The 21,509-nt window shown below is 73.1% G+C and carries 18 protein-coding genes, 1 tRNA gene and 3 pseudogenes; 13 read left to right on the forward strand and 9 right to left on the reverse strand.

Annotation, left to right across the window (positions count from 1 at the left end; translation table 11 throughout):
* Positions 1–97: 97 nt before the first annotated feature.
* Both AB0F58_RS16620 and AB0F58_RS16625 read right to left on the reverse strand, forming a co-directional pair.
* Entirely contained in the window at positions 98–292 is a 195-nt protein-coding gene (locus AB0F58_RS16620; RefSeq protein ID WP_357143136.1) for a DUF397 domain-containing protein, read from the reverse strand.
* A complete protein-coding gene (locus tag AB0F58_RS16625; protein WP_357143138.1) occupies positions 285–1,172 on the reverse strand; it encodes a helix-turn-helix transcriptional regulator in 888 nt (295 codons plus the stop codon). Before AB0F58_RS16625 ends, AB0F58_RS16620 begins: the two co-directional genes overlap by 8 nt.
* A 252-nt stretch (positions 1,173–1,424) precedes the next feature.
* Between AB0F58_RS16625 and AB0F58_RS16630 the strand changes: the two genes are divergently transcribed.
* From AB0F58_RS16630 to AB0F58_RS16640, 3 genes are read left to right on the forward strand one after another with little or no spacing between them, the layout of a single operon-like run.
* On the forward strand, positions 1,425–1,604 hold the full coding sequence (locus AB0F58_RS16630; protein ID WP_357143140.1) for a hypothetical protein: 180 nt from the start codon (positions 1,425–1,427) through the stop codon (positions 1,602–1,604).
* Between the two features lie 34 nt (positions 1,605–1,638).
* Positions 1,639–1,917, forward strand: coding sequence for a hypothetical protein (locus AB0F58_RS16635; protein ID WP_357143281.1), 279 nt, complete (start codon positions 1,639–1,641; stop codon positions 1,915–1,917).
* Between the two features lie 50 nt (positions 1,918–1,967).
* Complete coding sequence (locus AB0F58_RS16640) at positions 1,968–2,591, forward strand: hypothetical protein (protein ID WP_357143142.1); 624 nt, start codon at positions 1,968–1,970, stop codon at positions 2,589–2,591.
* Between the two features lie 146 nt (positions 2,592–2,737).
* Here AB0F58_RS16640 and AB0F58_RS16645 read toward each other — a convergent pair whose 3' ends face one another.
* Positions 2,738–4,156, reverse strand: a complete 1,419-nt coding sequence (locus AB0F58_RS16645) for a hypothetical protein (RefSeq protein ID WP_357143144.1) — start codon at positions 4,154–4,156, stop codon at positions 2,738–2,740.
* 638 nt (positions 4,157–4,794) lie between these two features.
* On the opposite strand from AB0F58_RS16645, the gene AB0F58_RS16650 reads away from it, so the two are divergent.
* Entirely contained in the window at positions 4,795–5,307 is a 513-nt protein-coding gene (locus AB0F58_RS16650) for a hypothetical protein (RefSeq protein WP_357143146.1), read from the forward strand.
* A gap of 63 nt (positions 5,308–5,370) precedes the next feature.
* Here AB0F58_RS16650 and AB0F58_RS16655 read toward each other — a convergent pair.
* From AB0F58_RS16655 to AB0F58_RS16665, 3 genes are all read right to left on the reverse strand, one after another.
* Positions 5,371–5,443, reverse strand: a tRNA-Arg gene (locus AB0F58_RS16655).
* A gap of 120 nt (positions 5,444–5,563) precedes the next feature.
* Positions 5,564–6,520 carry an alpha/beta hydrolase gene (locus AB0F58_RS16660; protein ID WP_357143148.1) on the reverse strand — a complete coding sequence of 319 codons (957 nt, stop codon included), beginning with the start codon at positions 6,518–6,520 and terminating at the stop codon, positions 5,564–5,566.
* Between the two features lie 109 nt (positions 6,521–6,629).
* Positions 6,630–7,049, reverse strand: a complete 420-nt coding sequence (locus AB0F58_RS16665; protein ID WP_357143150.1) for an HPF/RaiA family ribosome-associated protein — start codon at positions 7,047–7,049, stop codon at positions 6,630–6,632.
* 416 nt (positions 7,050–7,465) lie between these two features.
* Here AB0F58_RS16665 and ssb point away from each other — a divergent pair.
* The 3 genes and pseudogenes from ssb to AB0F58_RS16680 form a co-directional block, all read left to right on the forward strand.
* Positions 7,466–7,942 (forward strand): annotated as a pseudogene (ssb, locus tag AB0F58_RS16670) (single-stranded DNA-binding protein); the annotation flags it as partial.
* A 768-nt stretch (positions 7,943–8,710) separates the two neighbouring features.
* Positions 8,711–9,676: pseudogene (locus tag AB0F58_RS16675) on the forward strand (cobalamin biosynthesis protein); the annotation flags it as partial.
* A 155-nt stretch (positions 9,677–9,831) separates the two neighbouring features.
* Entirely contained in the window at positions 9,832–11,373 is a 1,542-nt protein-coding gene (locus tag AB0F58_RS16680; RefSeq protein ID WP_357143152.1) for a cobyric acid synthase, read from the forward strand.
* A gap of 146 nt (positions 11,374–11,519) precedes the next feature.
* On the opposite strand, the gene AB0F58_RS16685 is transcribed toward AB0F58_RS16680, so the two are convergent.
* Positions 11,520–11,921 carry a rhodanese-like domain-containing protein gene (locus AB0F58_RS16685; RefSeq protein ID WP_357143283.1) on the reverse strand — a complete coding sequence of 134 codons (402 nt, stop codon included), beginning with the start codon at positions 11,919–11,921 and terminating at the stop codon, positions 11,520–11,522.
* Between the two features lie 6 nt (positions 11,922–11,927).
* On the opposite strand from AB0F58_RS16685, the pseudogene AB0F58_RS16690 reads away from it, so the two are divergent.
* The 4 genes and pseudogenes from AB0F58_RS16690 to AB0F58_RS16705 all read left to right on the forward strand — a co-directional run.
* Positions 11,928–12,687: pseudogene (locus AB0F58_RS16690) on the forward strand (hypothetical protein); the annotation flags it as partial.
* On the forward strand, positions 12,665–14,032 hold the full coding sequence (locus tag AB0F58_RS16695) for a dipeptidase (protein WP_357143154.1): 1,368 nt from the start codon (positions 12,665–12,667) through the stop codon (positions 14,030–14,032). The pseudogene AB0F58_RS16690 and the gene AB0F58_RS16695, both read left to right, overlap by 23 nt.
* Positions 14,033–14,099: 67 nt before the next feature.
* Complete coding sequence (locus AB0F58_RS16700) at positions 14,100–14,306, forward strand: hypothetical protein (RefSeq protein WP_357143156.1); 207 nt, start codon at positions 14,100–14,102, stop codon at positions 14,304–14,306.
* A gap of 30 nt (positions 14,307–14,336) precedes the next feature.
* A complete protein-coding gene (locus tag AB0F58_RS16705; protein WP_357143159.1) occupies positions 14,337–15,929 on the forward strand; it encodes an ATP-dependent DNA ligase in 1,593 nt (530 codons plus the stop codon).
* A gap of 18 nt (positions 15,930–15,947) precedes the next feature.
* Here the strand turns inward: AB0F58_RS16705 and AB0F58_RS16710 are convergent, their stop codons facing one another.
* Positions 15,948–16,859, reverse strand: a complete 912-nt coding sequence (locus AB0F58_RS16710; protein ID WP_357143161.1) for an SURF1 family protein — start codon at positions 16,857–16,859, stop codon at positions 15,948–15,950.
* A 313-nt stretch (positions 16,860–17,172) separates the two neighbouring features.
* Between AB0F58_RS16710 and AB0F58_RS16715 the strand changes: the two genes are divergently transcribed.
* On the forward strand, positions 17,173–18,627 hold the full coding sequence (locus AB0F58_RS16715) for a cobyrinate a,c-diamide synthase (protein WP_357143285.1): 1,455 nt from the start codon (positions 17,173–17,175) through the stop codon (positions 18,625–18,627).
* Complete coding sequence (locus AB0F58_RS16720; RefSeq protein ID WP_357143163.1) at positions 18,624–19,193, forward strand: GNAT family protein; 570 nt, start codon at positions 18,624–18,626, stop codon at positions 19,191–19,193. Before AB0F58_RS16715 ends, AB0F58_RS16720 begins: the two co-directional genes overlap by 4 nt.
* Before the next feature lie 69 nt (positions 19,194–19,262).
* Here AB0F58_RS16720 and AB0F58_RS16725 read toward each other — a convergent pair whose 3' ends face one another.
* Positions 19,263–21,395 carry a transglycosylase domain-containing protein gene (locus AB0F58_RS16725; RefSeq protein ID WP_357143165.1) on the reverse strand — a complete coding sequence of 711 codons (2,133 nt, stop codon included), beginning with the start codon at positions 21,393–21,395 and terminating at the stop codon, positions 19,263–19,265.
* Positions 21,396–21,509 lie beyond the last annotated feature (114 nt).

The raw sequence follows: 21,509 nt of genomic DNA on the forward strand, positions 1-21,509 counted from the left end.
CAGGTATCGGTGCACGTCAATATAAACAGTCGCGCCGCGCCGGCCGGCAGTCGCCGAGGCCAACCGCGACCGGCACGAACCCCGACCCCCGGTGCCGCTATCCCCGCCGGGGGAGGCCGCGCAGGAACGCGGACCACGCGTCGGTGGGGAAGGCCAGCCCGGGGCCGTCCGGGTCCTTGCTGTCGCGGACGGCGACGACGCCGGGAACGTGGTGGGCCACCTCGACGCAGTTGCCGCCGCTTCCGCCGCTGCGGGTGCTCTTGCGCCAGACGGCACCGGCACGATCAGTCATGATGCTCCTCGATGATCGATTTGATCAACCTTCCTGATTCTGCCTCAGTCGGCGCGAGCGTTTCGAGGTCGCGCCAGACGTGTTCGTAGGCCGCCACTTCGGTCGGCCGGTCGAGGTAGAGCGCGCCGGTGATGTTCTCGACGTAGACCGTGGTCGGCTCGGACGAGGCGCGGCCGAACGCCTGGGGGAAATCGAGCAGGACGAAGGTGCCCGTCTCGCTGGCCAGGGGCGGACCGGCGGCGAGCGGGAGCACCCGGAGGTGGACGTTCGGCAGCGCGGCCACGTCGAGCAGGTGCCGTAGCTGGTCGGCCATTGCCGCCCGGTCAGAGATGGTGCGCCGCAGCACCGCCTCGCTGAGGACGACGGTGAGGGCCGGTGCGCTGGGCAGCCGCCGGACGAGGATGCGCTGCCGCTGCAACCGCACCGCGACCAGCTTTTCCCGTTCCTCGGTGCTCAGGTGGGGATTCTTCCGGCGGAACAGTTCGTCGGCGTACTCGCGGGTCTGGAGCAGCCCCGGGATCAATTCGGATTCGTAATGGCGCAGCGAGGACGCGGACGATTCCAGGCCGACGTAGAGGGAGAACCACGACGGGACGACGTCGCCGTAGGAATGCCACCAGCCCTTGGCGCGGGTCTCCTTGGCCAGGCCGACGACGATGGCCGTGAGGTCCGCCGGGACGCGGTAGCGCTCACACATGGCGCGGGCGTCCACGACGCGGACCGGCACGAGCCCCTTCTCGACACGCCAGACCTTCTGCCGGGAACAGTCCAGCGCTTCGGCCACCGCGTCCAGGCTCACCCCGGCCTCCTCCCGCAGCTCGGTGAGGAGCCGGCCGAGCTGGCGGCGGGGGACGGTGGAACCGCTCGTTTCATCCGTCATGCAACATCACCACATTCCTCCTGCAACAGCGGACGTTTCTTCCCGCGTGCATTTCTCTTGCATTCCTCGCGCGTTTCAAGGAAAAGAGGCTAAGGGGGCGCGGGGTGTTGCGCAAGGTGGTGGCGGGGTCGCATTCTGTGGACGTCGCGCTGGCGGTCGACGATTGCGGAAATGTCGCCGGCGCCCGTCGAGCACACTTGTCGCCAGTGGCGATCCGGTGGCGCGACGTATTCCTGTCGGAAAGGACACCCGATGCGTGTGTCGTACGACCATTACCTGACCGCCACCGCGCTGACGCTGGCGCGGCGGCACGGGCCGGCGTGGAACCACATCCTCCGGCGGATCACCTGCCGCTGCGGCGCGGACCTGCCCTGCCGGATCCGGCACCGGATCCCGATCCGCCGGCTGCACTGGCCCGGGGAGACCCGATGAGCACGTACGGGCCGGTGCCGTGGCTCCGGTGGGCGTGACACTCGGGGCCGGTGACCTGGTGGAGGTGAACCGGGAAGCCAGTGTGCAGTTCGTCCGGCCGTTCCTGTTCCGGGTGATCCGGGTGCTCGACTGGGTCACCTTCGACGGCTGGGTGTGGCTCGACGGATACCAGCTCGACGCGAAGGGCGACGCGGTCGCCCGACGTTCGATCTTCGTGCAGCCGGCCGGGCTGATCCGGCGGTCGGCCCCGGTGCCCCGGCGGTCGACCCGGGTTGCCGGGGCACCGGCGCGGACGGCACGCCGGCGGCTGTGACCTCGGTGCTACCTTCACGGCCAATGCCCCCTGAGCAGTCGGAGCCCGCCGTGGAGAAGAGGCACGTCGGCACGTTGGTCGTCATCGCGGTGATGGCCTGCGTCGCCGTTGTCGGTGCGGTCGGGGGGACGTACCTCGCCAACCGCAACGCATCCCAGTCGCCCGACCCCACCCCGACCGTCACCGGATCGTCGGAGCCGTCGCCGTCCTCCGAGTCGTCGGAGTCGCCGGGATCGGAGTCACCGGAGCCGGAGCCGGAGTCGCCGGAGCCTTCCGCGTCGCCCGAGCAGGTCAAACCCGGGACGTACCAGATCAACGAGGTGGTCTACGACGCGTTGTCGCTGAGCGTCACGCTGGTCAGCGCCGAGGTCGCCGACGGCAAGCTCAAGCTGAACGTCAGGTACCGCAACGACTCGTTGATCGCGTGGCCGTTGGCCTGTCCGGTCGTCGAGATCGACCGGATCTCGTCGAAGGTCGTGCTGTCCTCCGACGACAGGACCGTGTACGCCGAGAGCAGTTGGTGCGCCACGACGCGGGCCGGTGAGTCCTTCAGCCTCGCACCCGGCAAACAGGCGACGAGTTGGGCGCTCTACCCGGTGGTGCCGGAAGCCGGCGCACCCTTCGACGTCACCTGGTACGACTTCCCCGTCGTCGAGGACGTCCGACTGCGCTGACCGCCGGACCGTACGCCCGGCAGCCCCGGCCCCCGCCGGTGGACGACCTGTGTGCCGTCCACCGGCGGGGCCGGGCGTGCCGCCGGTGGACGGCCCACGCGGAGCGGGCGTGCCGCCGGTGCCACGGGTGAGGGCCGGGGCGTCCGTCAGCTGTCGTAGCGGCAGACCCCGCCGGTGTTCGCCGAGCAGTCGTTGAGCTGGAGACTGTCCACGGTCAGTGCGTGGTTGCCGGTGGTGCTCTGGTTCGGCACGGCCACGGTGACCCGCACGCTGGCGGCGTTCGCCGGGGCGGTGCCGGTCACCCGGTACTCCACCCAGCTGCCGGTGACCGTGGAGGTGCTGCCGGAACTGGTGGAGAGCAGCGTTCCGCCCGCGTTGTACCAGGCAAGCTGGAGCTGCGCGTCCACGGAGGTGGCGCTGCGCAGCCGGGCGAACGCCTTGTACGTCCGGCCGGAGGTGACCGCCGGACGGCTCGACAACGCGATCGACGACGCGTTGTGCGGGCCGCTGTAGGTGTTGAACTGCACCGACCGGCGGCCGTCGGAGTAGATGCAGGAGTTCGCGGCGACGCCGCAGGCCGGGGTGACCTGGTGCCAGCCGCCGGACGAGGTGAACGTCGACGTGCTGCTGCCCGGGGTGGCCGCCTCGACGGTCCGCTGCTCCGCGCTGAGCAGGTCGTTGCTGGCGCCGGTGTCGCAGCAGACCGGCGCGGTCAGCATCGGGTGGTTGGCGATGTTGCCCAGCGTCGAGGACGGGTGGTTGTCGATGTAGAACTGGGCGGACAGCTCACTCGGGTCGTAGTAGTTGCGGAAACCCGGGTCGACGTTCCAGTTGTCCCACCAGCCGTACATGATGTCCTGGTAGTAGGGCTGTCCCGTCTCGGCGAACCAGGCGTGCGGCGCGCCGAGGACGTGGAAGAGTTCGTGCCCGCCGACCCCCACCGTCCAGGATTCGGTCACCGCCGAGCAGTGCGTACCGCTGGAGGTCCCGCCGCCGGGGCAGAGGTACGCGTCGGAGTTCGACGCGAAGTCGGTGAAGATCAGGTAGATCCGGTTGCTGTCCTGGTAGCCGGCGGAGATCAGGTCGCTGCGGACCGTACTGGCCGGGGTGTTCGGGTTGGCCCCGGCGTCGATCTTCTCGGGCACGACCAGGGACCGGGCATAGCCGGCGTACGTGCTGGTGTCGTACCCGGTACGGCAGCTCAGATTGAGATGCTGGTCGTAGTTGGACGACTGGTCGAAGGCCCAGTCGATCCGGTCCACCACCTTGGCGATGTACTCGACGTTGGCCTCGTAGTTGTTGCCGTTGCCGTCGTGCCAGGCGTAGACCACCTGGAGGGCGTTGGTCGCCCCGGTGGGGGCGGCCGGGTTGGCGACGGTCGACTGGCAGCCGCGCTTGGGCACGTCGGGCAGGGCCGGCAGCGCGTACGGCTGGGTCGGCTCGGCGCCGGGCCCCCAGGCCAGGGCGGGGGCGGGGTGGACCACCGCGAGGGCGGTGGCCAGGAGGGCCGCGACGGCGACGGCGAGACCGCGTGGTCGGCGCGTCCGGAGCAGGGATCGGGGCAAGGGGATCTCCTGGGATCGTGGTGGAAGCGTTCCCAACTGGACCGTGCGCGCTCATCCAAGCTCACCGGAGTGATGACAATCAATGAATATGGATAGTGAAGAAGATCATTCCCAAGTCCTGAGTGGATACTTGCCGAATCGCGGCGGCAGGTGTGGCCGACGGCGGACCGTTATGGGGATTTCTCGCTGAGCAGCGGCGGGGAATGGTCCGTTCGGTGATGGCGGGTAGGTCTGAGCCGGGCGGCCTGACCGCTGCGTCGGTGTGGCGACCGCTCCGCCGAAGAGGCGACAAATGGTGCCCTACCCGCCTTCGCGCCCTGCCGCCTCCGCTACGGACGTCCGCGCGGCGCGTGCCTGCAACGGCGCACCTCGATGGCGTGGGCAGCCGGAACACCTGCGTAACCTGTCGTTTCACATCGTCGGCGTGGCCACGCCGTCCTGACCATTCGATCTCCGTGAGGGTGCCGGACCGGCGGATCGGGTTGCGGCCGTCGAGACAATGTCGGTATGCGTGTGTTGCGAGACGCGAAACCGAAGTCGTCGGGTGTGCGGGCGGTCCTGCTGTCGCCATGCCCCTGGCCGCCGGGGGAACTGCCGATGATGCGACTCGTGTCCGTGACGCTGTCCAGGGGTTCCAGATGAAACCGTCCGACTACCTGGCAGTCGCGGCGCTGGCGGCCTCGCTGCTGTCCGCGATCTACACCTATCGTCTGTCCCGGCAGTCCCACCACGTGTCCACCTACTACGGCGCCATCGGCCTGTTCAGGGAACTGGACAAGACCTTCGTGGAGTACCCGGAGATGCGGCCGTACTTCTATGAAGGTAAGCCGGTCGCTGTCGATGACCCGAACCGCCAGAGGGTCAAGGCTATGGCGGAGATGGTCTTGGATGCCTTCGAGTGGATCTGGCTTCGTCGGCGAAGCCTGAATGCGGAGGGCGAGTGGGGATGGCGGGCCTACATCATCGACACTTTTTCTTCCAGCCCGGCGTTGCAGCAGCATTACGCGAGATCGGATTCCTGGTACCCGGGAATCACGCGCCTGATCGCCGACTGTTCGATAGAGCTGAAATACGGGACAACTCACCCGAACGACGTAAGTGCAGGCTCGTGCCAGGTGCAGGAAGTCTCGCTGGTGCGGGCGAAGGAGTAACCCGCCAAGGGTCGTGCTTGCCGTGGAGGCGGCACGCGACGCAATCGGCGGTGGAAGGTGCTGCGCGCCTGGCAGGATTCGAACCTGCGGCCTTGGGATTAGAAGTCCCCTGCTCTATCCGCTGAGCTACAGGCGCATGGCGTGGTGGTCCGGCGGGGCCGGACCGTACCGGGTGTGCGCCAAGAGGGTACCGCTGACCGGGGGTGTCGCGGTGGCACGGGGCGCGGCGGATCGGTGCGACACCGTGCCGCCCCGGTCAACGGTCGGCGCTGACGAGGGTCGTGGCGACCCACCGGTCGATCTCGGCGAAGACCTTCTCCCGTACGGCGGGGCCGGAGAGGGTCAGGTCGTGCATGCCACCGTCGATGCGGGCCACGGTCACCCGTGGCCCGAGCCGGGGAGCCCAGCGGACCATGTGCGCCACGTCCAGGACGGCGTCGGCGAGCATCGCCGAACCGTGCCACCGTCGACGTCGGAAGGTGCGGGTGGAGCAGGCGACCAGCACCGGCACCGGGATGTCCAACCCGGCCCGGAGCTGCCGTTGCGCCCGGCGGACCGCGGCCAGCCAGCCGATCCGGACCGGGAACCCGGCGAGCGGCTTCCAGCTGAGGTCGTAGCGCCACTCGCCCCGGTGGTCGGCGTGCAGGCACTCGCCGTACACCGAGCCCAGACCGAAGGGGACGATGCGGTGCGGCGCGCCACGGCCGAGCCGGGTCACGGTCGCCGCGAGGGGGCGGCGGACCAGCCAGGGCGCGTTGATGTCGAAGAAGGGGCTGTTGAGCAGGAGCGCGTCGACGAGGCCGGCGTCGCGGCGGGCGTGTGCCCAGGTGGCGGCGAGCAGGCCGCCGGTGGAGTGGCCCATCACCAGCAGCGTGTCGTGGCCGTCGCCGGTGCGGACGAAGGTGGCGGCGGCGTCGAGTTCGGGGAAGTAGTCGCCCAGGTCCCGGCAGTAGTTCGGCGTCTGGTGCGGCAGTAGGCTGCGACCGTACTTGCGCAGGTCGAGGGCGTAGAAGTCCCAGCCCCGGTCGGTCCAGTACTCGGCCAGGTGGCTCTGGAAGAAGTAGTCGACGAAGCCGTGCACGTAGAGCACGGCCCGCCGGCTCGGGCGTTCGGCACGGCGGCGGACCAGGGTGGCGACGACCGGGCCCTCGTCGTCGGGTTCCAGCTCGATCGTGTACCGCTCGAAGGGCGATCCGAGTACGTCCGGTTCCACTCCCGTCACGCTACGCCCACTGGTTACCCGACGGTAGACCCGTATCTATCTCACGTACCCACGACGTCGCCGCCCACCGGGGGGCGGTGGGCGGCGACGGGTGGTGCGGTCAGGCGACGCCGGTCTGGGCCGGCGCCTCCGCGTCGTCGTCCGACGGGGCGGCGGTGACGGAGTGGCCCTCCTCCCGCAGGTGCTTGTTGTGCCGGGGCTCCTGCCGGGTCTTCGCGTCGTTGAGCCGGCGGCGCAGGTCGTCGCGGACGTCGTTGAGTGCCGCGTGCAGGTCCTCCTCGGCGGAGGTGGTGACGATCTTCTGTCGACCCGCGATCCAGCACTCCAGGGTGACCTTCTGCCCCCGGGCCTCCCGGTCCTTCACCGACACCTCCAGTTCGGTGGCGTCGGCGTGGAACGAGGCGAGCCGGGCGTCCAGCGTGGCGAACTGTTCGGCGATCCAGTTCCGGTCACCCTGCGAGAACCCGGCACCGACGCGCAGGCACTCGGCGACGGTGGCGGGATTCGCGACGGCGCTCATCGGGTCACCTCACGCCGGGTGGCGATGGTCATACCGGACGAGGCTGCTCTGCACATGGTCGCTGACCTTTCCGTTGGACGACGCGGCGCGGTGGCTTCCGGACGGTGCCGGCCCCCGCCGATGTCGGCTTCTCCTGCGGTACGCGTGGACGCTTTCCGCTTGACCGAACCCATACCCAGCCGTCCTCCCCGCGGAAACCGCCCCGGCGACTCCGGGCGATCCGATCGTCGCCCGCCGTGCGGCCGGGCGCGCCAGGGCCGGTGGACCTAGCACACCGGGACCTTGATCAGGGCGTTGTCCACAGCCGGTCGGGTTGTCCACAGGTGGGCGGACGAGGGTGGACCGCCGGGTGGCGGTCGGACAGGCTCGGCGGCGAGTCGACTCGTCACCGCAGGCCACGATCCCCTGGAGGGATGATGTTCGATACCTACGTCACGATAGTCGGGAATGTCCTGACCGCTCCGGAATGGCGGCGGACCACGCAGAGCGGCACGCTGGTCGCCAACTTCAAGGTCGCCTCGACCGCGCGCCGCCTCGACCGGGAGAGCGGCCGGTGGGTCGACGGCAACAGCCTCCGGGTCCGCGTCAACTGCTGGCGCAAGCTCGCCGAGGGGGTCGCCGCCTCGGTGATGGTCGGCGATCCGGTGGTGGTCGCCGGCCGGCTCTACACCCGGGACTGGATCGACGACGCCGGCAACCAGCGCACCCTCTACGAGATGGAGGCGGTCACCGTCGGGCACGACCTCGCCCGGGGCCGGGGCCGATTCCTGCGCAACCGTCCCAGCCCGGCGACCAGCAGCGTGGAGGACGCCGAGGCGGAGCGGCGCGTGCACGGCGTGCCGACCGAGCCCGTGCCCGGCGACGAGGTGCCCGTCCCGGTCGACGACCGCCCGCTGGACGACGACCTCGACCTTCGGGTACCGCGTGACCCGCGTCGGCTGCCCCGGTTCGCCACCGGCCCGGTCGGCCCCGGTCCCGACCCCTTCGACACCCCGGCTGACGACTCGATTCCGCCGCTGCCCGGCACCGCCTACCCGGTGACCGGCGCTGGCGGGTCGTCCGGCGTGACCGCCGGGTTCGTCGACGACGAACTGGCCGACCTGTCGGAGTCGAACGACCTGTCGGAGTCGTACGACCTGTCGGAGCGGCCGGTCGGGGCGGAGGCGACCAGGTCGGTCGGGGAACTCGACCCGCTGCCCGAGGAAACCGGGCTCGACAGCGGGACGGGGACCGGGCTCGACGGCGGAACGGGGACGCCCGGGGAGACCGGGTTCCCGGGCGGGACCGGAACGCCGGAGGAGGTCGCCCCGCCGGTGCGCCGGGGACGGCGCGGCAGCCGGGGCAGCGGCGGCAGCGTCCGGGGCGACGTCGCCGGTCCGGTCCGGCGACCCGTACCGGCCTGAGCGAACCGTCCCGGGCCGGGGCGCCCGGTCCGCGACGGACGGAATCGGGTGGGGTGACGGCTCTCCGACCGGCTCCCCACCCGGGCGGCGGCGTCTCGGCCCGGCCGAGCGAGAGCGGCCCACCGGAGGCGCGTCGGCGCTCGTGCGAAGGGCCGTCGGGCACGCTCCGCCACCGTTCGGTCGCGGCGCTGTGACCCCGTCCGCCGTGCCCGGGAGGCTGGGCGGTGCGGGCTAGGCTACCGGCCGGAGGTGGTGTGGGTGCGGCAGGCAGTCACCGTTGCCGACGCGGCCGGGCTGGTGGCGGGCTACGCCTTGGACACGTTCCTCGGCGACCCGCGCCGGTGGCACCCGGTAGCCGGATTCGGCCGGGCCGCCGGTGCCCTGGAGCGACGTCTCTACCGTCCGGACCGGGCGGCGGGCGCGGCGTTCACCGCGCTCGCGGTCGGCGTGCCGGTGCTGCTCGGCGCGGCGGGGGCGCTCGCCACCCGTCGGCGACCGGTGGCCCGTGCGGTCCTGGTGGCGGCCGGCACGTGGACCGTGCTCGGCGGTCGTACCCTCCGCCACGAGGCCGACGTGATGGGGCGGGCGCTGCGCGACGGTGACCTGCCCGCCGCCCGGCGTCGGCTCAGCCACCTCTGCGGACGCGACCCGTCCGTCCTGGACGAGCCGGAACTCGCCCGTGCCACCGTCGAGTCGGTCGCGGAGAACACCTCCGACGCCGTGGTGGCACCGCTGTTCTGGGGGGCGGTCGCCGGCCTGCCCGGCCTGCTCGGCTACCGGGCGGCGAACACCCTGGACGCCATGGTCGGTCACCGCTCGGCCCGGTACGCCCGCTTCGGCACCCCCGCCGCCCGCCTGGACGACCTGCTCAACCTGGCCCCGGCCCGGCTGACCGGGCTGCTCACCGTGGCCGTGGCCCCGGTGGCGCGGGGCGACCGGGAGCGGGCCTGGCACGTGTGGCGACGGGACCGCAACGACCATCCGAGCCCCAACGCCGGGCAGTGCGAGTCGGCCATGGCCGGGGCGCTCGGAGTGCGGTTGGGCGGCCGGAACGTCTACTACGGGCGTTCCGAGGTGCGGCCGTTCCTCGGGGACGGCCCCCGGCCGGAGGCCCGGCACCTGCGGCGGGCGGCCCGGATCTCCGGTGCGGTCGGCCGGTCCGCGCTCGCGCTGGCGGTCGCCGTCGCGGTGGGCCGGGCGGTGCTGGGTCGGGCGGTGCCGGGCCCAGCGGTGCCAGTCGGGGCGGTAGCCCGGTCGTGGGCGGACCGGGCGGTGCTGGGCCGGGCGGTGCCCGGTCGGGCGGCGCAGGCTGCGGTGGCGTTGGTGCGGGGCACCCGGTCGGGCGCGTCGCGGGTCGGGTCGGGGAGAGGGGGAGCGGCATGAGTGGCGGGCTGCTGGTCGCCGGGACCACCTCGGACGCCGGCAAGAGCGTGCTGACCGCCGGCATCTGCCGCTGGCTGCACCGCCAGGGCGTCCGGGTGGCGCCGTTCAAGGCGCAGAACATGTCCAACAACTCGGCCGTGGTGGTCGGCGCGGACGGCCGGGGCGGCGAGATCGGTCGGGCGCAGGCGATGCAGGCCGCTGCCTGTGGGATCGCTCCGGACCTGCGCTTCAACCCGGTGCTGCTCAAGCCCGGCAGTGACCTGGCCAGTCAGGTGGTGCTCCTCGGCGAGGCGGTCGACACGGTCACCGCCGGCAACTTCCGGGTGCTGCGTCCCCGGCTCGCCGAGACGGCGTGGGCCGCCCTCGCCGAGTTGCGCGCCGAGTACGACGTGGTGATCTGCGAGGGGGCGGGCAGCCCGGCCGAGATCAACCTGCGCGACGGCGACTACGTCAACATGGGGCTGGCCCGGCACGCCGGGCTCCCGGTGATCGTCGTCGGCGACATCGACCGGGGCGGGGTGTTCGCCTCGATGTTCGGCACGGTGGCCCTGCTGGACCCGGCCGACCAGGCGCTGGTCGCCGGCTTCGTGGTCAACAAGTTCCGGGGCGACCTCGGTCTGCTCCGGCCCGGCCTGGACATGCTGCGTCAGGTCACCGGCCGCCCCACGTACGGGGTGCTGCCCTGGAACCTCGACCTCTGGCTGGACGCCGAGGACTCACTCGCCTACGGCCGGGTACTCGGCCGGCCGGCCGCCCCGCACGGCGACGAGTGGCTGGACGTGGCCGTCGTCCGGCTGCCCCGGGTCAGCAACGCCACCGACGTGGAGGCGCTCGCGACCGAGCCCGGCGTACGGGTCCGGCTCACCGTCGAGCCGGCCGAACTCGCCGCCGCCGACCTGGTCGTCCTGCCCGGCTCGAAGTCCACCGTGGCCGACCTCGCCTGGCTGCGGGAGACCGGGCTCGCCGACGCGGTCCTCGCCCACGCGGCGGCGGGAAAGCCGTTGCTCGGCATCTGCGGCGGCTTCCAGATGCTGGGGCGGGCGATCCACGACCCGGTGGAGAGCCGGCGGGGCAGCGTGCCGGGGCTCGGGCTGTTGCCCGTCGAGATCACCTTCGACCCGCGCAAGACCGTCCGCCAGTCGGCCGGTGTCGCCTTCGACGGCGTCAAGGTCCAGGGCTACGAGATCCACCACGGGTACGTCTCCGCCGCCGACCCCGACCTGCCCCCGCTGCTCACCCACACCGACGGACGGAGCGAGGGAGCCCTGCTCGGCACGGTGTACGGCACGCACTGGCACGGGGCCTTCGAGTCCGACGACTTCCGCCGCCGCTTCCTCGCCGAGGTGGGGCGACAGGCCGGGCGGCGGGGCTTCCGACCGGCCCCGGCCACCTCGTTCGCCGCCGCCCGGGAACGCGGCCTCGACATCCTCGGCGACCTGGTCGAGGAGCACCTGGACACCGACGCCCTGTGGCGGCTCGTCGAGTCCGGCCCCCCACCCGGCCTGCCCTTCATCCCCCCGGGCGCCCCGCCCGGCTGAGGCCGAGCGCCGGCACCCCGTGGCCGGACGTGCCGCCGTGCCCGGATGGGTCGTGACCGCATGGGGTCGTGACCGGGCGTGGGGCCGAGACAGGGCGTGGGTCGTGGCCGGTCGGCCACGGGCGAGCCGGGACGCCGAGCGGTGGCTCAGTGACGGACGTCGGCGGGGCGGTCGGAGAAGGGCAGGCCCGCCGCCCGCCACGCCTCGACTCCGCCGATCATGTCCGTCGCCCGGTGCAGTCCGAGCGCCCGCAGGCTCGCCGCCGCCAGGCTGGAGCTGTAGCCCTGTCGGCAGACGACGACGACCTCCAGGTCGTACCCGGTGGCCTCGGGGATCCGCCAGGCGCTGGCCGGGTCCAGCCGCCACTCCAGCACGGTCCGGTCGACCACCACCACGCCGGGCAGTTCGCCCTGCTCGTGACGTTGCCGGTCGGTGCGGGTGTCGACCACGAGCGCGCCCCGGCCGGCGGCCTGGATGGTCTCGTGCGGGGTGAACCGACGTACGCCGGCCCGCGCCTGTTCGAGCAGGGCGTCGACACCGGGACTCATCACGGAATGGGACACGAACCGATCATGCCGATCCGGGCGACCACCCGCCAGGCGAACCCCGTCCCGCCACCCGATCGGTAGCGTCGGCGGACGTGGTGGCGGTGGTGGAGGCGTACGCGGAACTGGCCCGGCGGGTACTGGCCCGGCCGGCACGGTTGGGGCGTACCCGACTGGTGGCGGTGGACGGGCCGAGCGGCGCGGGCAAGAGCGTCTTCGCCGACCGCCTCGCGGACGCCCTGGCCGTGCTCTCCGACGGCGACCGGCCCCCGGTGGTGCACACCGACGACCTGCTGGACGGCTGGGCCGACCAGTTCACCTTCTGGCCCCGGCTCGCCGAGGAGGTGCTCGCCCCGCTGCGCGCCGGCCGGCCGGGCGCTTACCACCGTTACAGCTGGGTGCGCCGCCGGTTCCTGCCCCGGGCGGTCCCGGTGCCGGTCGCGCCGGTGCTGATCGTGGAGGGGGTCAGCGCGGCCCGCCGGGAGATCCGCCCCGAGACGACCCTGTCGGTCCTGGTCACCGCACCGGCGCAGCTGCGGCTGGCGCGCGCGGTGGCCCGCGACGGCGCGGGGATCCTGCCCGAGCTGCGCCGCTGGCACGCGGGGGAGCGGGCCCACTTCACCGCAGACGGTACGGCGGCGGGCGTCGATCTCGTGGTGGACGGCGCACCGACCCTGCCGCACGACGGCCGGTACTACTTCGTGCGCCGGAGCGTGCCCGGACAGGGCCGGCATACGATGCCGGTCATGACCACTCCGATCATGACCGAGTCCGAGCTGCGGGTCGCCGTCGAGCGGGAAATGCCCGGCGTCCGTGCCGACCTGGAACGCCTCGTCCGCATCCCCGGCATCGCGTTCGACGGCTTCGACCACGCGCAGGTGGAGCGATCCGCCGAGGCGGTGGCCGAGCTGCTGCGCGGCTGCGGCCTGGCCGCCCGGATCGTGCGTGCCGGTGGGCAGCCCGCGGTGATCGGGACGAGGCCCGCCCCGCCCGGGGCGCCCACCGTGCTGCTCTACGCCCACCACGACGTCCAGCCGGTCGGCGACCGGTCCCGCTGGGAGTCCGACCCGTTCGAGCCGGTCGAGCGGGACGGTCGCCTCTACGGTCGGGGCGCGGCCGACGACAAGGCCGGCGTCATGGCGCACGTCGCCGCGCTGCGCGCCTTCGGTGACGCCCTGCCGGTCGGGGTGGTGCTGTTCGTCGAGGGTGAGGAGGAGTACGGCTCCGACTCCCTGGAGCGGCTGCTGGCCGAGCACCGGGACGAGATCGCGGCCGACGTCATCGTCATCGCCGACTCGATGAACTGGGACGTCGGCGTGCCGGCGCTGACCACCTCGCTGCGCGGCATCGTCAACCTCTTCGTCGAGGTGCGCACCCTCGGCAACGCCGTGCACAGCGGCATGTACGGCGGCCCGGTCCCGGACGCCCTCACCGCCCTGTCCCGCCTCCTCGCCACGCTGCACGACGACGCCGGGGACGTGGCGGTCGAGGGGCTGACCCGGGCGGCGGACGCGACCGTCGACTACCCGGAGGAGCGGTTCCGCGCGGACGCCGGCCTGGTCGACGGGGTGTCGCTGCTGGGCACCGGACGGATCACCGACCGGCTCTGGTCCCGGCCCGCGCTGGCGGTGCTCGGCATCGACGCCCCGGCCACCGCCGAGGCCCCGAACGCCCTGGTCCCGGCGGCCAAGGCCAAGATCAGCGTACGGCTGGCGGCGGGCGACGACCCGAAGCGGGCCTTCCAGGCCGTCCGGGACCACCTGGAGCGGCACGCCCCGTGGGGGGCCCAGGTCACGGTCACCCTGGAACACGACGGCGCGCCCTGCGTGATCGACAGTTCCGGCCCGTTGTTCGACGCGGCCCGTGCCGCCTTCCGGAGCGCCTGGGACGGTACCGAGCCGGTGGAGATCGGGATCGGCGGCTCGATCCCGTTCATCGCGACCTTCCAGGAGATGTTCCCGCAGGCGGCGATCATGGTGACCGGCGTCGAGGACCCGCACGCCCAGGCCCACGGGCCGAACGAGAGTCTGCACCTCGGCGAGTTCGCCCGGGTCTGTCTGGCCGAGGCGCTGTTGTTGGCCGGGGTGGCCGAGGCGGGCACGAAGCGGAACTGACCGGACACGCAGCCGGATTTCCGGGATTTTGGCACGTCAGGGACGGTCGTACGCTAACCTCTCGAACATGAGTACGAACGAGGTGATGGTGCGGCTGGAGGCCGCCGTCAGCGCCCTGGGGGATGTGGACGTCTCCGCCTGGCCGGACGAGACGCTCCGTGAGCGGCTCGGTGAACTCTCCACCGCGCTGGTCGCGCTCGACGCCCTCCTGGCGCGGGTCGCCGGTCAGGTCCGGGACCGTGGCCTGCGGATCGAGGAGCCGGTCTCGGCCTGATCGTCGGTGTCGTCGGAGGTGGCTGGCAGGATGGGAGCCGTGCGGTTCCTCGACCTGGCGGCCACCTCCGCCGCGGTCAGCGCCACCAGCGGCCGTCGGGCCAAGGTGGAACTGCTCGCGGGGGCGTTGCGCGCGCTCGATCCGGTGGAGGTGCCGGCCGGTGCCGGCTGGCTCGCCGGCGAACTCCGCCAGCGACAGACCGGCGTGGGCGGGGCCAGCCTTCGCGACCTGCCCCCGCCGGCCGCTGTGCCGACCCTCACCGTGGCCTCGGTCGACCGGGCGATCGACGAGATCGCCGCCGTGCACGGACCGGGCTCCCAGGCCCGCCGCCGTGCCCTGCTGCACGCGCTCTTCGCCGCGGCCACCGCCGCCGAGCAGCGCCTGCTGGTCGGTCTGTTCAGCGGCGAGCTACGCCAGGGCGCGCAGGCCGGGCTGCTCGCCGACGCCGTCGCCCGCGCTGCCGACGTGCCGCTGGGCGCGGTCCGTCGGGCCCTGCTCGTCGCCGGTGACCTCCGCGCGGTGGCGGTCGCCGCCCTCGACGGGGGCGCCGCCGCGCTGGCCGGGTTCGGGCTGCGGGTCGGGCGTCCGCTCGCCCCGATGCTGGCCCAGAGCGCGCCCACGGTGGCCGAGGCGCTCACCGCCACCGGCACCCCCGCCGTCGTCGACGTCAAGCTCGACGGCATCCGGATCCAGGTGCACCGCTCCGGCTCCGACATCGCCGTCTTCACCCGCAGCCTCGACGAGATCACCGCGCGGGTTCCGGAGGTGGTGGCGGCCGTCCGCGCGCTGCCCGCCCGGGAACTGGTGCTCGACGGGGAGGCGATCGGGCTCGACGCCACCGGCAGACCGCTGCCGTTCCAGGAGACGTCGAGCCGGGCCGCCCGGCGTACCACCGGCAGCACCACCGGCCGGGCCCCGGTCGCCCCGGCGGTGCTCGCCGCCGCCGCCACGACCGGCGGCACCGTGCTGACGCCGTACTTCTTCGACCTGCTGCACCTCGACGGCGAGGATCTGATCGACCTGCCGGGGCGGGAGCGGTGGGCCGCGCTGGCTCGGGCGGTCGACGTCGACTTGCTGGTCGGGCGGACGGAGGTCGACAGCCCGGAAGCGGCGGCGGAGGCGTTCGCCGGCGCGCTGGCCGCCGGCCAGGAGGGCGTCGTGGTCAAGTCCCCCGACGCACGGTACGACGCCGGCCGGCGCGGGGCGGCCTGGGTGAAGGTGAAGCCCCGGCACACCCTCGACCTGGTCGTCCTGGCCGTGGAGTGGGGCAGTGGCCGCCGTCGGGGCTGGCTGTCCAACCTCCACCTGGGTGCGCGGGACCCGTCCACCGGCGGCTTCGTCATGCTCGGCAAGACCTTCAAGGGGCTCACCGACGAGATGCTGCGCTGGCAGACCGAGCGGTTCCTCTCACTCGCCGTGGAGCGGGGCGAGTACGTGGTGCGGGTCCGCCCCGAGCAGGTGGTCGAGATCGCCTTCGACGGCGTGCAGACCAGCCCCCGGTATCCGGGCGGGGTGGCGCTGCGCTTCGCGCGGGTGGTGCGCTACCGCGACGACAAGAGCGCCGCCGAGGCCGACACCATCGACGCCGTCCGTGCGTTGCGTCCGACGTCGGCCGCCGGCTGACCGAGCTGCGGCCGACCGTCAGACCGGACCGGTCCGGGTGGTCTCCCCGACCCGGTCGCCGGTCGGCTCACCGACCTCGTTGCCGGTGGGCTCCGCGCCCCGGTCGCCGACGTCCCCGTCCCCGGCGTCGGTGGCCTCGTCGAGGCGGTCGCCGGAAGGGCGGCGGATGCCGGCCAGCCGGTGCGCCTCCCGACGGGCCACCCAGCCGTACGCGACAAGTGTCATCGCGGCGAAGAGCCACCACTGCACCACGTAGCCGAGGTTCTGCCAGTTGTTCTCGTGCCGCACCGGCACCGCCTGGAAGACCCGTTCGGCGGCCGGGGTCTGCTCGTCGAGCAGCAGGTAGGCCCCGTGGAGCGGATAGGGCAACTCCCGGGCGAGCTGACCGACGCCGATCCGGCGGGTCTCCAACCGGCCGTCACGCCGCTCGACGCCGCCCGCGCCGCTCTCGCTGAGCCGGACCCGGCCGACCACGGTCACCTGGCCACCCGGCGTGGCCGGCAGTTCGGGCCGCGCGGTCGCGTCCCCGCCGGGGGTGGGCGGCACCCAGCCCCGGTCCACCAGGACGGCCGAGCCGTCGGGCAGCAGCAACGGGGTGACCAGCTCGAAGCCGACCTGACGTTCGAGGCTGCGCCCCCGGATCCAGACCGAGTTCGCCGGGTCGTACCGCCCGGTGACGGTGACCCGGGTCCAGACGTCCTCGGCGGCGGGCGCGGCCCCGGTCGTGCCGGCCGCTCCGGCGGGCGCGGCGAGCACGTCGCGCAGCGGCACCGGCGTCATCCGCGCGGTCGTATCGATGCGCTCGTTGATCGCGGAGCGTCCCTGGTAACGGTCGAGCTGCCAGTTGCCGAGCTGCACCATCACCGCGGCGGCGACCAGCGCCAGCACGAGGTAGCCCAGCCAGCGGGGCGTCAGGAGGAACCGGTACACGCCCCGAGGCTACTCGTATGACCGGAGCCACCACCCCGGACCGGGGACGGTCGGGCGGGAGCCGGGCGGAGCCACCCGCGTCGGGTCGGCCGGCCGACCCGCTGTGCGGGCGGGGGAGCCGGTCGGCGCGGGACCACCGGTGGGGGAATCCGTCGGTGCGTGGCGGGTCGGTTACCGCCATTCGGCGGGGTGGTTGGGTATCGTCACGCGGACGAACCGCCGGGCGGCGTCCGGGTCACCGTGGCACGACCGCCCGCGTCCCGCCCACCGACCGTGCGCGTTCGCCGCGTACCGCCGCCACGGAGGATCGATGATGAGCGTCGTGCCACGTCTCGTGGTCGCCGCGCCCTCGTCGGGGCACGGCAAGAACGCCGTCTCGATCGGCCTGGTCGCCGCCTTCCGGAAACGGGGCCTGGACGTCGCCGGGTTCAAGGTGGGACCGGACCACGCCGACGCCGCCTACCTCGGGGTGGCCGCCGACGGGCGACCCGGGCGCAACCTCGACCCGCGACTGGTCGGGCCGGAACGCGTCGCCCCGCTCTTCGCGCACGGGGCGGCCGGGGCGAAACTGGCGCTGGTGCAGGGCACCATGGGCCTCTACGACAGCGTCGCCGGCCCGTCCGAGGTCGACTCCACCGCCGCGGTCGCCACCGCGCTGCGCAGTCCGGTGGTGCTGGTGGTCGACGTCTCGGCGATGGGGCAGTCGGTGGCCGCGCTGGTGCACGGCTTCCGCTCCTACGACGAGTTGCTCTGGCTGGGCGGGGTGATCCTGAACCGGGTCGCCTCGCCCCGGCACGAGGGGCTGCTGCGGGAGGCCCTGGACGACATCGGCGTACCGGTCTTCGGGTCGCTGCGTCCGGGGGACCTGCCCCCGATGTTCCCGGCCCGGTCGTACGGCATGGTGCCGGCGCTGGCCGGGGAGCCGGAGGTGACCCGGGCGGTCCGGCGGCTGGGGGACGGGATCGCCGGCCGGGTCGACCTGGACGGGCTGCTCGGGCTGGCCCGCTCCGCGCCGCCGTTGGCGGTCGAGCCCTGGTCACCCGGTGTACCGTCCGCTGCCGCCCGGCCGGACCGCCCGGTGGTCGCGCTCGCCGGCACGGCACGCGGTGGCTACGGGTACGCCGAGACCGCGGAACTGCTCGCCGCCGCCGGGGCCGAGGTGGTCCCGGTGGACCCGATCCGCGACGAGGCCCTGCCGGCGGGCACCGCCGCGCTGGTCGTCGGGGCGGGGCTGCCCGAGGCGTACGCGGAGCAGCTCTCCGCCAACGACCGGCTCCGCGCGGCAGTGGCCGAGCTGGCCCGCGCCGGACGCCCGGTGCTGGCCGAGGGGGCGGGCCTGCTCTGGCTGGCCCGGGAGCTGGACGGCCGGCCGATGTGCGGGGTGCTCGACGCGACCGGGACGACCCAGGACGGCATGGTGCTCGGCTACCGGGAGGCGACGGCCGCGACGGAGTGCCTGGTGGCGCCCCGGGGCGCGGTACGCGTCGGCTTCAAGCAGCACCGGGCGGTGCTCACGCCCCGGGCCGGGGACCGCCCGGCGTGGACGTGGCCGGGTGGCCCGCCCGAGGGGCACGTCTGGTCCGGCGGGTACGCCTCACAGCTCGCCCTGCACTGGGCCGGCGCGCCGGACATCGCCGTCCGGCTGGTCGCCGCCGCCCGGCGGGCCCCGGTGCCGACCGGTCCCGGAGCGACCGTGCCGACCGGTGCCGAACCCACCGTGCGGGTCGCCGTCGTCCGGGCCGACCACACCCCGGGAGTCCCGGCGTGATCGGTCAGGTGGCGGTGCGCCGTTTCCCGGAGCTGATCGTCTCCACCCCGCGCACCGAGGTACGCCGGCACACCGCCCGGGACGCCGACCCGGTCTCGGTGATCTTCGCGGACCGGTTGACCCAGCGCTGGCTGCCGCTGGCCGACGAGGCGGGACAGATCGACGGGCTGGCCTGGTGCACGGACCTGGCCCGGCAACGCCGGGACAGCGGCGACGGCGACCACTTCGCGGTGGTCCGTCGGGAGGACGCCCGGGTGGTCGGCTGTCTCTGGACCAAGCGGACCGACTGGGGCGCCCGGCTCACCGAGGTCTCGTACGCGATGGCGGCGGAGGCGCGTGGCTACGGCCTGGCGGCGGAGGCGGTCCTGGCGCTGGCCATCGCGTTGATCATGGAGCACGGGTTCCAGCGGGTCGAGTTGCGGGTGGCCCCGGGCAACGTGGCCTCCCGCCGGGTGGCCGAGAAGGCCGGGTTCAGCTACGAGGGCCTGCTGCGCAACGCCGGCTACGTCCGGGGCAACCGCGTCGACCTGGAACTCTGGTCCTTCGTCAGCGCCGACCTGCGCTGACGCCCCTCAGAGCCGGATCAGACCGGGGCCGGACCGGGGCCGGGGCCGGTCCGGCGTCGCCCGGTCGGGTCAGCCGACCATCCGGTCCGGTGGCGGGGTGAACTGACGGGTGGGCTGGCCCTTGAGGGCGTCCCGGAGGGTCTTGGCCACCGCGTCGACGGGCTTCTGCGACTGCCCGTCGCCGACCGCGTTGAACGGGTTGTCCGGGTCGGCGATGAAGCTCGCCGCCGCCAGTTCCGGGGTGTAGCCGACGAACCAGGCGGCCCGGGTGCTGTCGGTGGTACCGGTCTTGCCGGCGACCGGGCGGCCGACGGTACCCCGCACGCTGTCGGCGGTGGACCAGCCCCCGCAACTGCCCCGTGCCGGTGTGTCCCCGGTCGGGCAGCGGGCCGCGTCCGTGGCGGCCCGAGCCGCTCCGGCGTCCACCACCTGCCGGCAGCGCGGCTTGGCCACCTCGCGTTCCAGTCCGGCCGGGGTCCGGTAGGTGGCCGGGGTGCCGTCCCGGTTGGTGATCGACAGCACCGGCATCGCCTCGCAGTACCGGCCGTCGGCGGCGATCGCCGCGTACGCGTTGGCCAGCTCCAGCGGCGTCGCGTCGGAGACGCCGAGGGTGAACGCGCCCCACGTCTTCGCCTTCTCCGGTGACGCGTGGTGCCGGTCGACGTCGGTACGCCAGCGCAGCCCGAGCTGTTCGGCGAGGCGGACCGCCCGGTCCGCGCCGACCTTCTCCTCCAGCCACACGAAGTACGTGTTGACCGACTTGCCGAAGCCGGACCACATGGTCTGTCGACCGGTCATCGCCCCGCTCGCGTTCGAGGGCGACCAGCCGTCGTAGACCTCGGAGCGGTACCGGTGCGGCGCGTCGAACGCGGTGGAGAGCGGCATCCCGGCGTCCAGCGCGGCGAGCATCGGGAACATCTTGAACGTCGAACCGGCCTGGTATCCGGCGAGGCTGCCGCCGCCGAGCAGCGGTGTGACCGTGTTCGGGAAGTTGGCCTTGACCTTCGGGTCGGCCTCCGGATTCGAGGTCGGCCCGTTCTCGCTGGTGTCCAGGGAGTACGTCCGGTTCACCGCCATCGCCTTGACCCGGCCGGTGCCCGGCTCGGCGACGACCAGGCCGTGCGCGAACGGGCTGCCGGTGGTGCCCTTGGCGTCGATGTTCTTCTCCGCCGCCTCCTGGATCTTCGGGTCGATGCTGAGCACGATCCGGTAGCCGCCCCGGCGCAGTTCGTCGATGCGTTCCAGCCGGTTCTCGCCGAACGCGGGCTGGGCGCTCCACCAGTTCTTCAGGTAGTCGCAGGCGAAGCCGAGGCTGTTGTGCCGCTGCGGGATCGAGGCGCAGTCGTTGCGCGGGTCGCTCTGGTCCAGCCGCAGCGGTTCGGTGCTGGCCCGCGCGGCGGCCTCCGGCGAGAGGTAGCCGAGCTGCCCCATCCGCTCCAGCACGTAGTTTCGCCGGCCGATCGCCTCCTGCTGGTCGGAGGTGACCGGGTCGTACTCGGAGGGGGACTTGACCAGACCGGCCAGGGTGGCGGACTCGACCGGGGTCAGGTCCTTCGGCTTCTTCGAGAAGAAGATCTGCGCGGCGGCGTAGATGCCGTACGCCCGGTGGCCGAAGTACGCCGAGTTCAGGTAGCGCTCGAGGATGTCCTCCTTCGACATCTGCTTCTCCACGTCCAGGGCGAGCCGCATCTCCCGGATCTTGCGGATGCTGGTCTGCGCGGTCGCCTCCTGCACCTCCTGCGGGGTGGTGGCGCTGTCCCGCAGGGCCATCCGGACGTACTGCATGGTGATCGTCGAGGCGCCCTGGGAGACGCCGCCGGACTGCGAGTTGGCGACGAACGCCCGGACGACACCCTTCGGGTCCACGCCCCGGTGCTGGTAGAAGCGGGAGTCCTCGGCGGCGACCATGGCCTGCTGCATGCTCGGCGCGATGTCCTTGAGCTTCGTGTACTGCCGGTACTCCTCGTAGAACATGGTGAGCACGGTCTTGCCGTCGGCGGCGTAGACGTAGGAGGTCTCGGCGGGCAGCGAGGTGCGGAGCAGGTCGGCCCGGTGCTCGGAGAGTTCCGCGCCGGCCCTGGCGCCGATGCCGGCGACGGCCACGATCGGGTACGCCACGGCGGCCAGGATGATCCCCGCGATCAGGCCGGCGCGGAGGAGAGGGACACAACGACCGAGGAAGGAGAGGGGTCGGTAGCTCACGCCGTCAAGCTATGACATATCCCGTTAAGAGATGAGTCATATTCATAATCTGGTCGGGGGTCCGGACGCCGGGGTCCTGGATTCCGGCGGTGGTGACGCGTCCCACGCCCCGAT

The sequence above is a fragment of the Micromonospora sp. NPDC023956 genome (assembly GCF_040639195.1).
In the GTDB taxonomy this organism is placed as follows: Bacteria; Actinomycetota; Actinomycetes; order Mycobacteriales; family Micromonosporaceae; genus Micromonospora.

What these genes read in the sequence shown, in the direction of transcription:
- AB0F58_RS16625 (WP_357143138.1), bottom strand. Translation starts at nt 1,172, where the DNA reads ATGACGGATGAAACGAGCGGTTCCACCGTCCCCCGCCGCCAGCTCGGC.
- AB0F58_RS16630 (WP_357143140.1), top strand. Translation starts at nt 1,425, where the DNA reads ATGCGTGTGTCGTACGACCATTACCTGACCGCCACCGCGCTGACGCTG.
- AB0F58_RS16650 (WP_357143146.1), top strand. Translation starts at nt 4,795, where the DNA reads ATGAAACCGTCCGACTACCTGGCAGTCGCGGCGCTGGCGGCCTCGCTG.
- AB0F58_RS16695 (WP_357143154.1), top strand. Translation starts at nt 12,665, where the DNA reads ATGACCACTCCGATCATGACCGAGTCCGAGCTGCGGGTCGCCGTCGAG.
- AB0F58_RS16680 (WP_357143152.1), top strand. Translation starts at nt 9,832, where the DNA reads ATGAGTGGCGGGCTGCTGGTCGCCGGGACCACCTCGGACGCCGGCAAG.
- AB0F58_RS16700 (WP_357143156.1), top strand. Translation starts at nt 14,100, where the DNA reads ATGAGTACGAACGAGGTGATGGTGCGGCTGGAGGCCGCCGTCAGCGCC.
- AB0F58_RS16685 (WP_357143283.1), bottom strand. Translation starts at nt 11,921, where the DNA reads ATGAGTCCCGGTGTCGACGCCCTGCTCGAACAGGCGCGGGCCGGCGTA.
- AB0F58_RS16715 (WP_357143285.1), top strand. Translation starts at nt 17,173, where the DNA reads ATGAGCGTCGTGCCACGTCTCGTGGTCGCCGCGCCCTCGTCGGGGCAC.
- AB0F58_RS16705 (WP_357143159.1), top strand. Translation starts at nt 14,337, where the DNA reads ATGGGAGCCGTGCGGTTCCTCGACCTGGCGGCCACCTCCGCCGCGGTC.
- AB0F58_RS16665 (WP_357143150.1), bottom strand. Translation starts at nt 7,049, where the DNA reads ATGAGCGCCGTCGCGAATCCCGCCACCGTCGCCGAGTGCCTGCGCGTC.
- AB0F58_RS16620 (WP_357143136.1), bottom strand. Translation starts at nt 292, where the DNA reads ATGACTGATCGTGCCGGTGCCGTCTGGCGCAAGAGCACCCGCAGCGGC.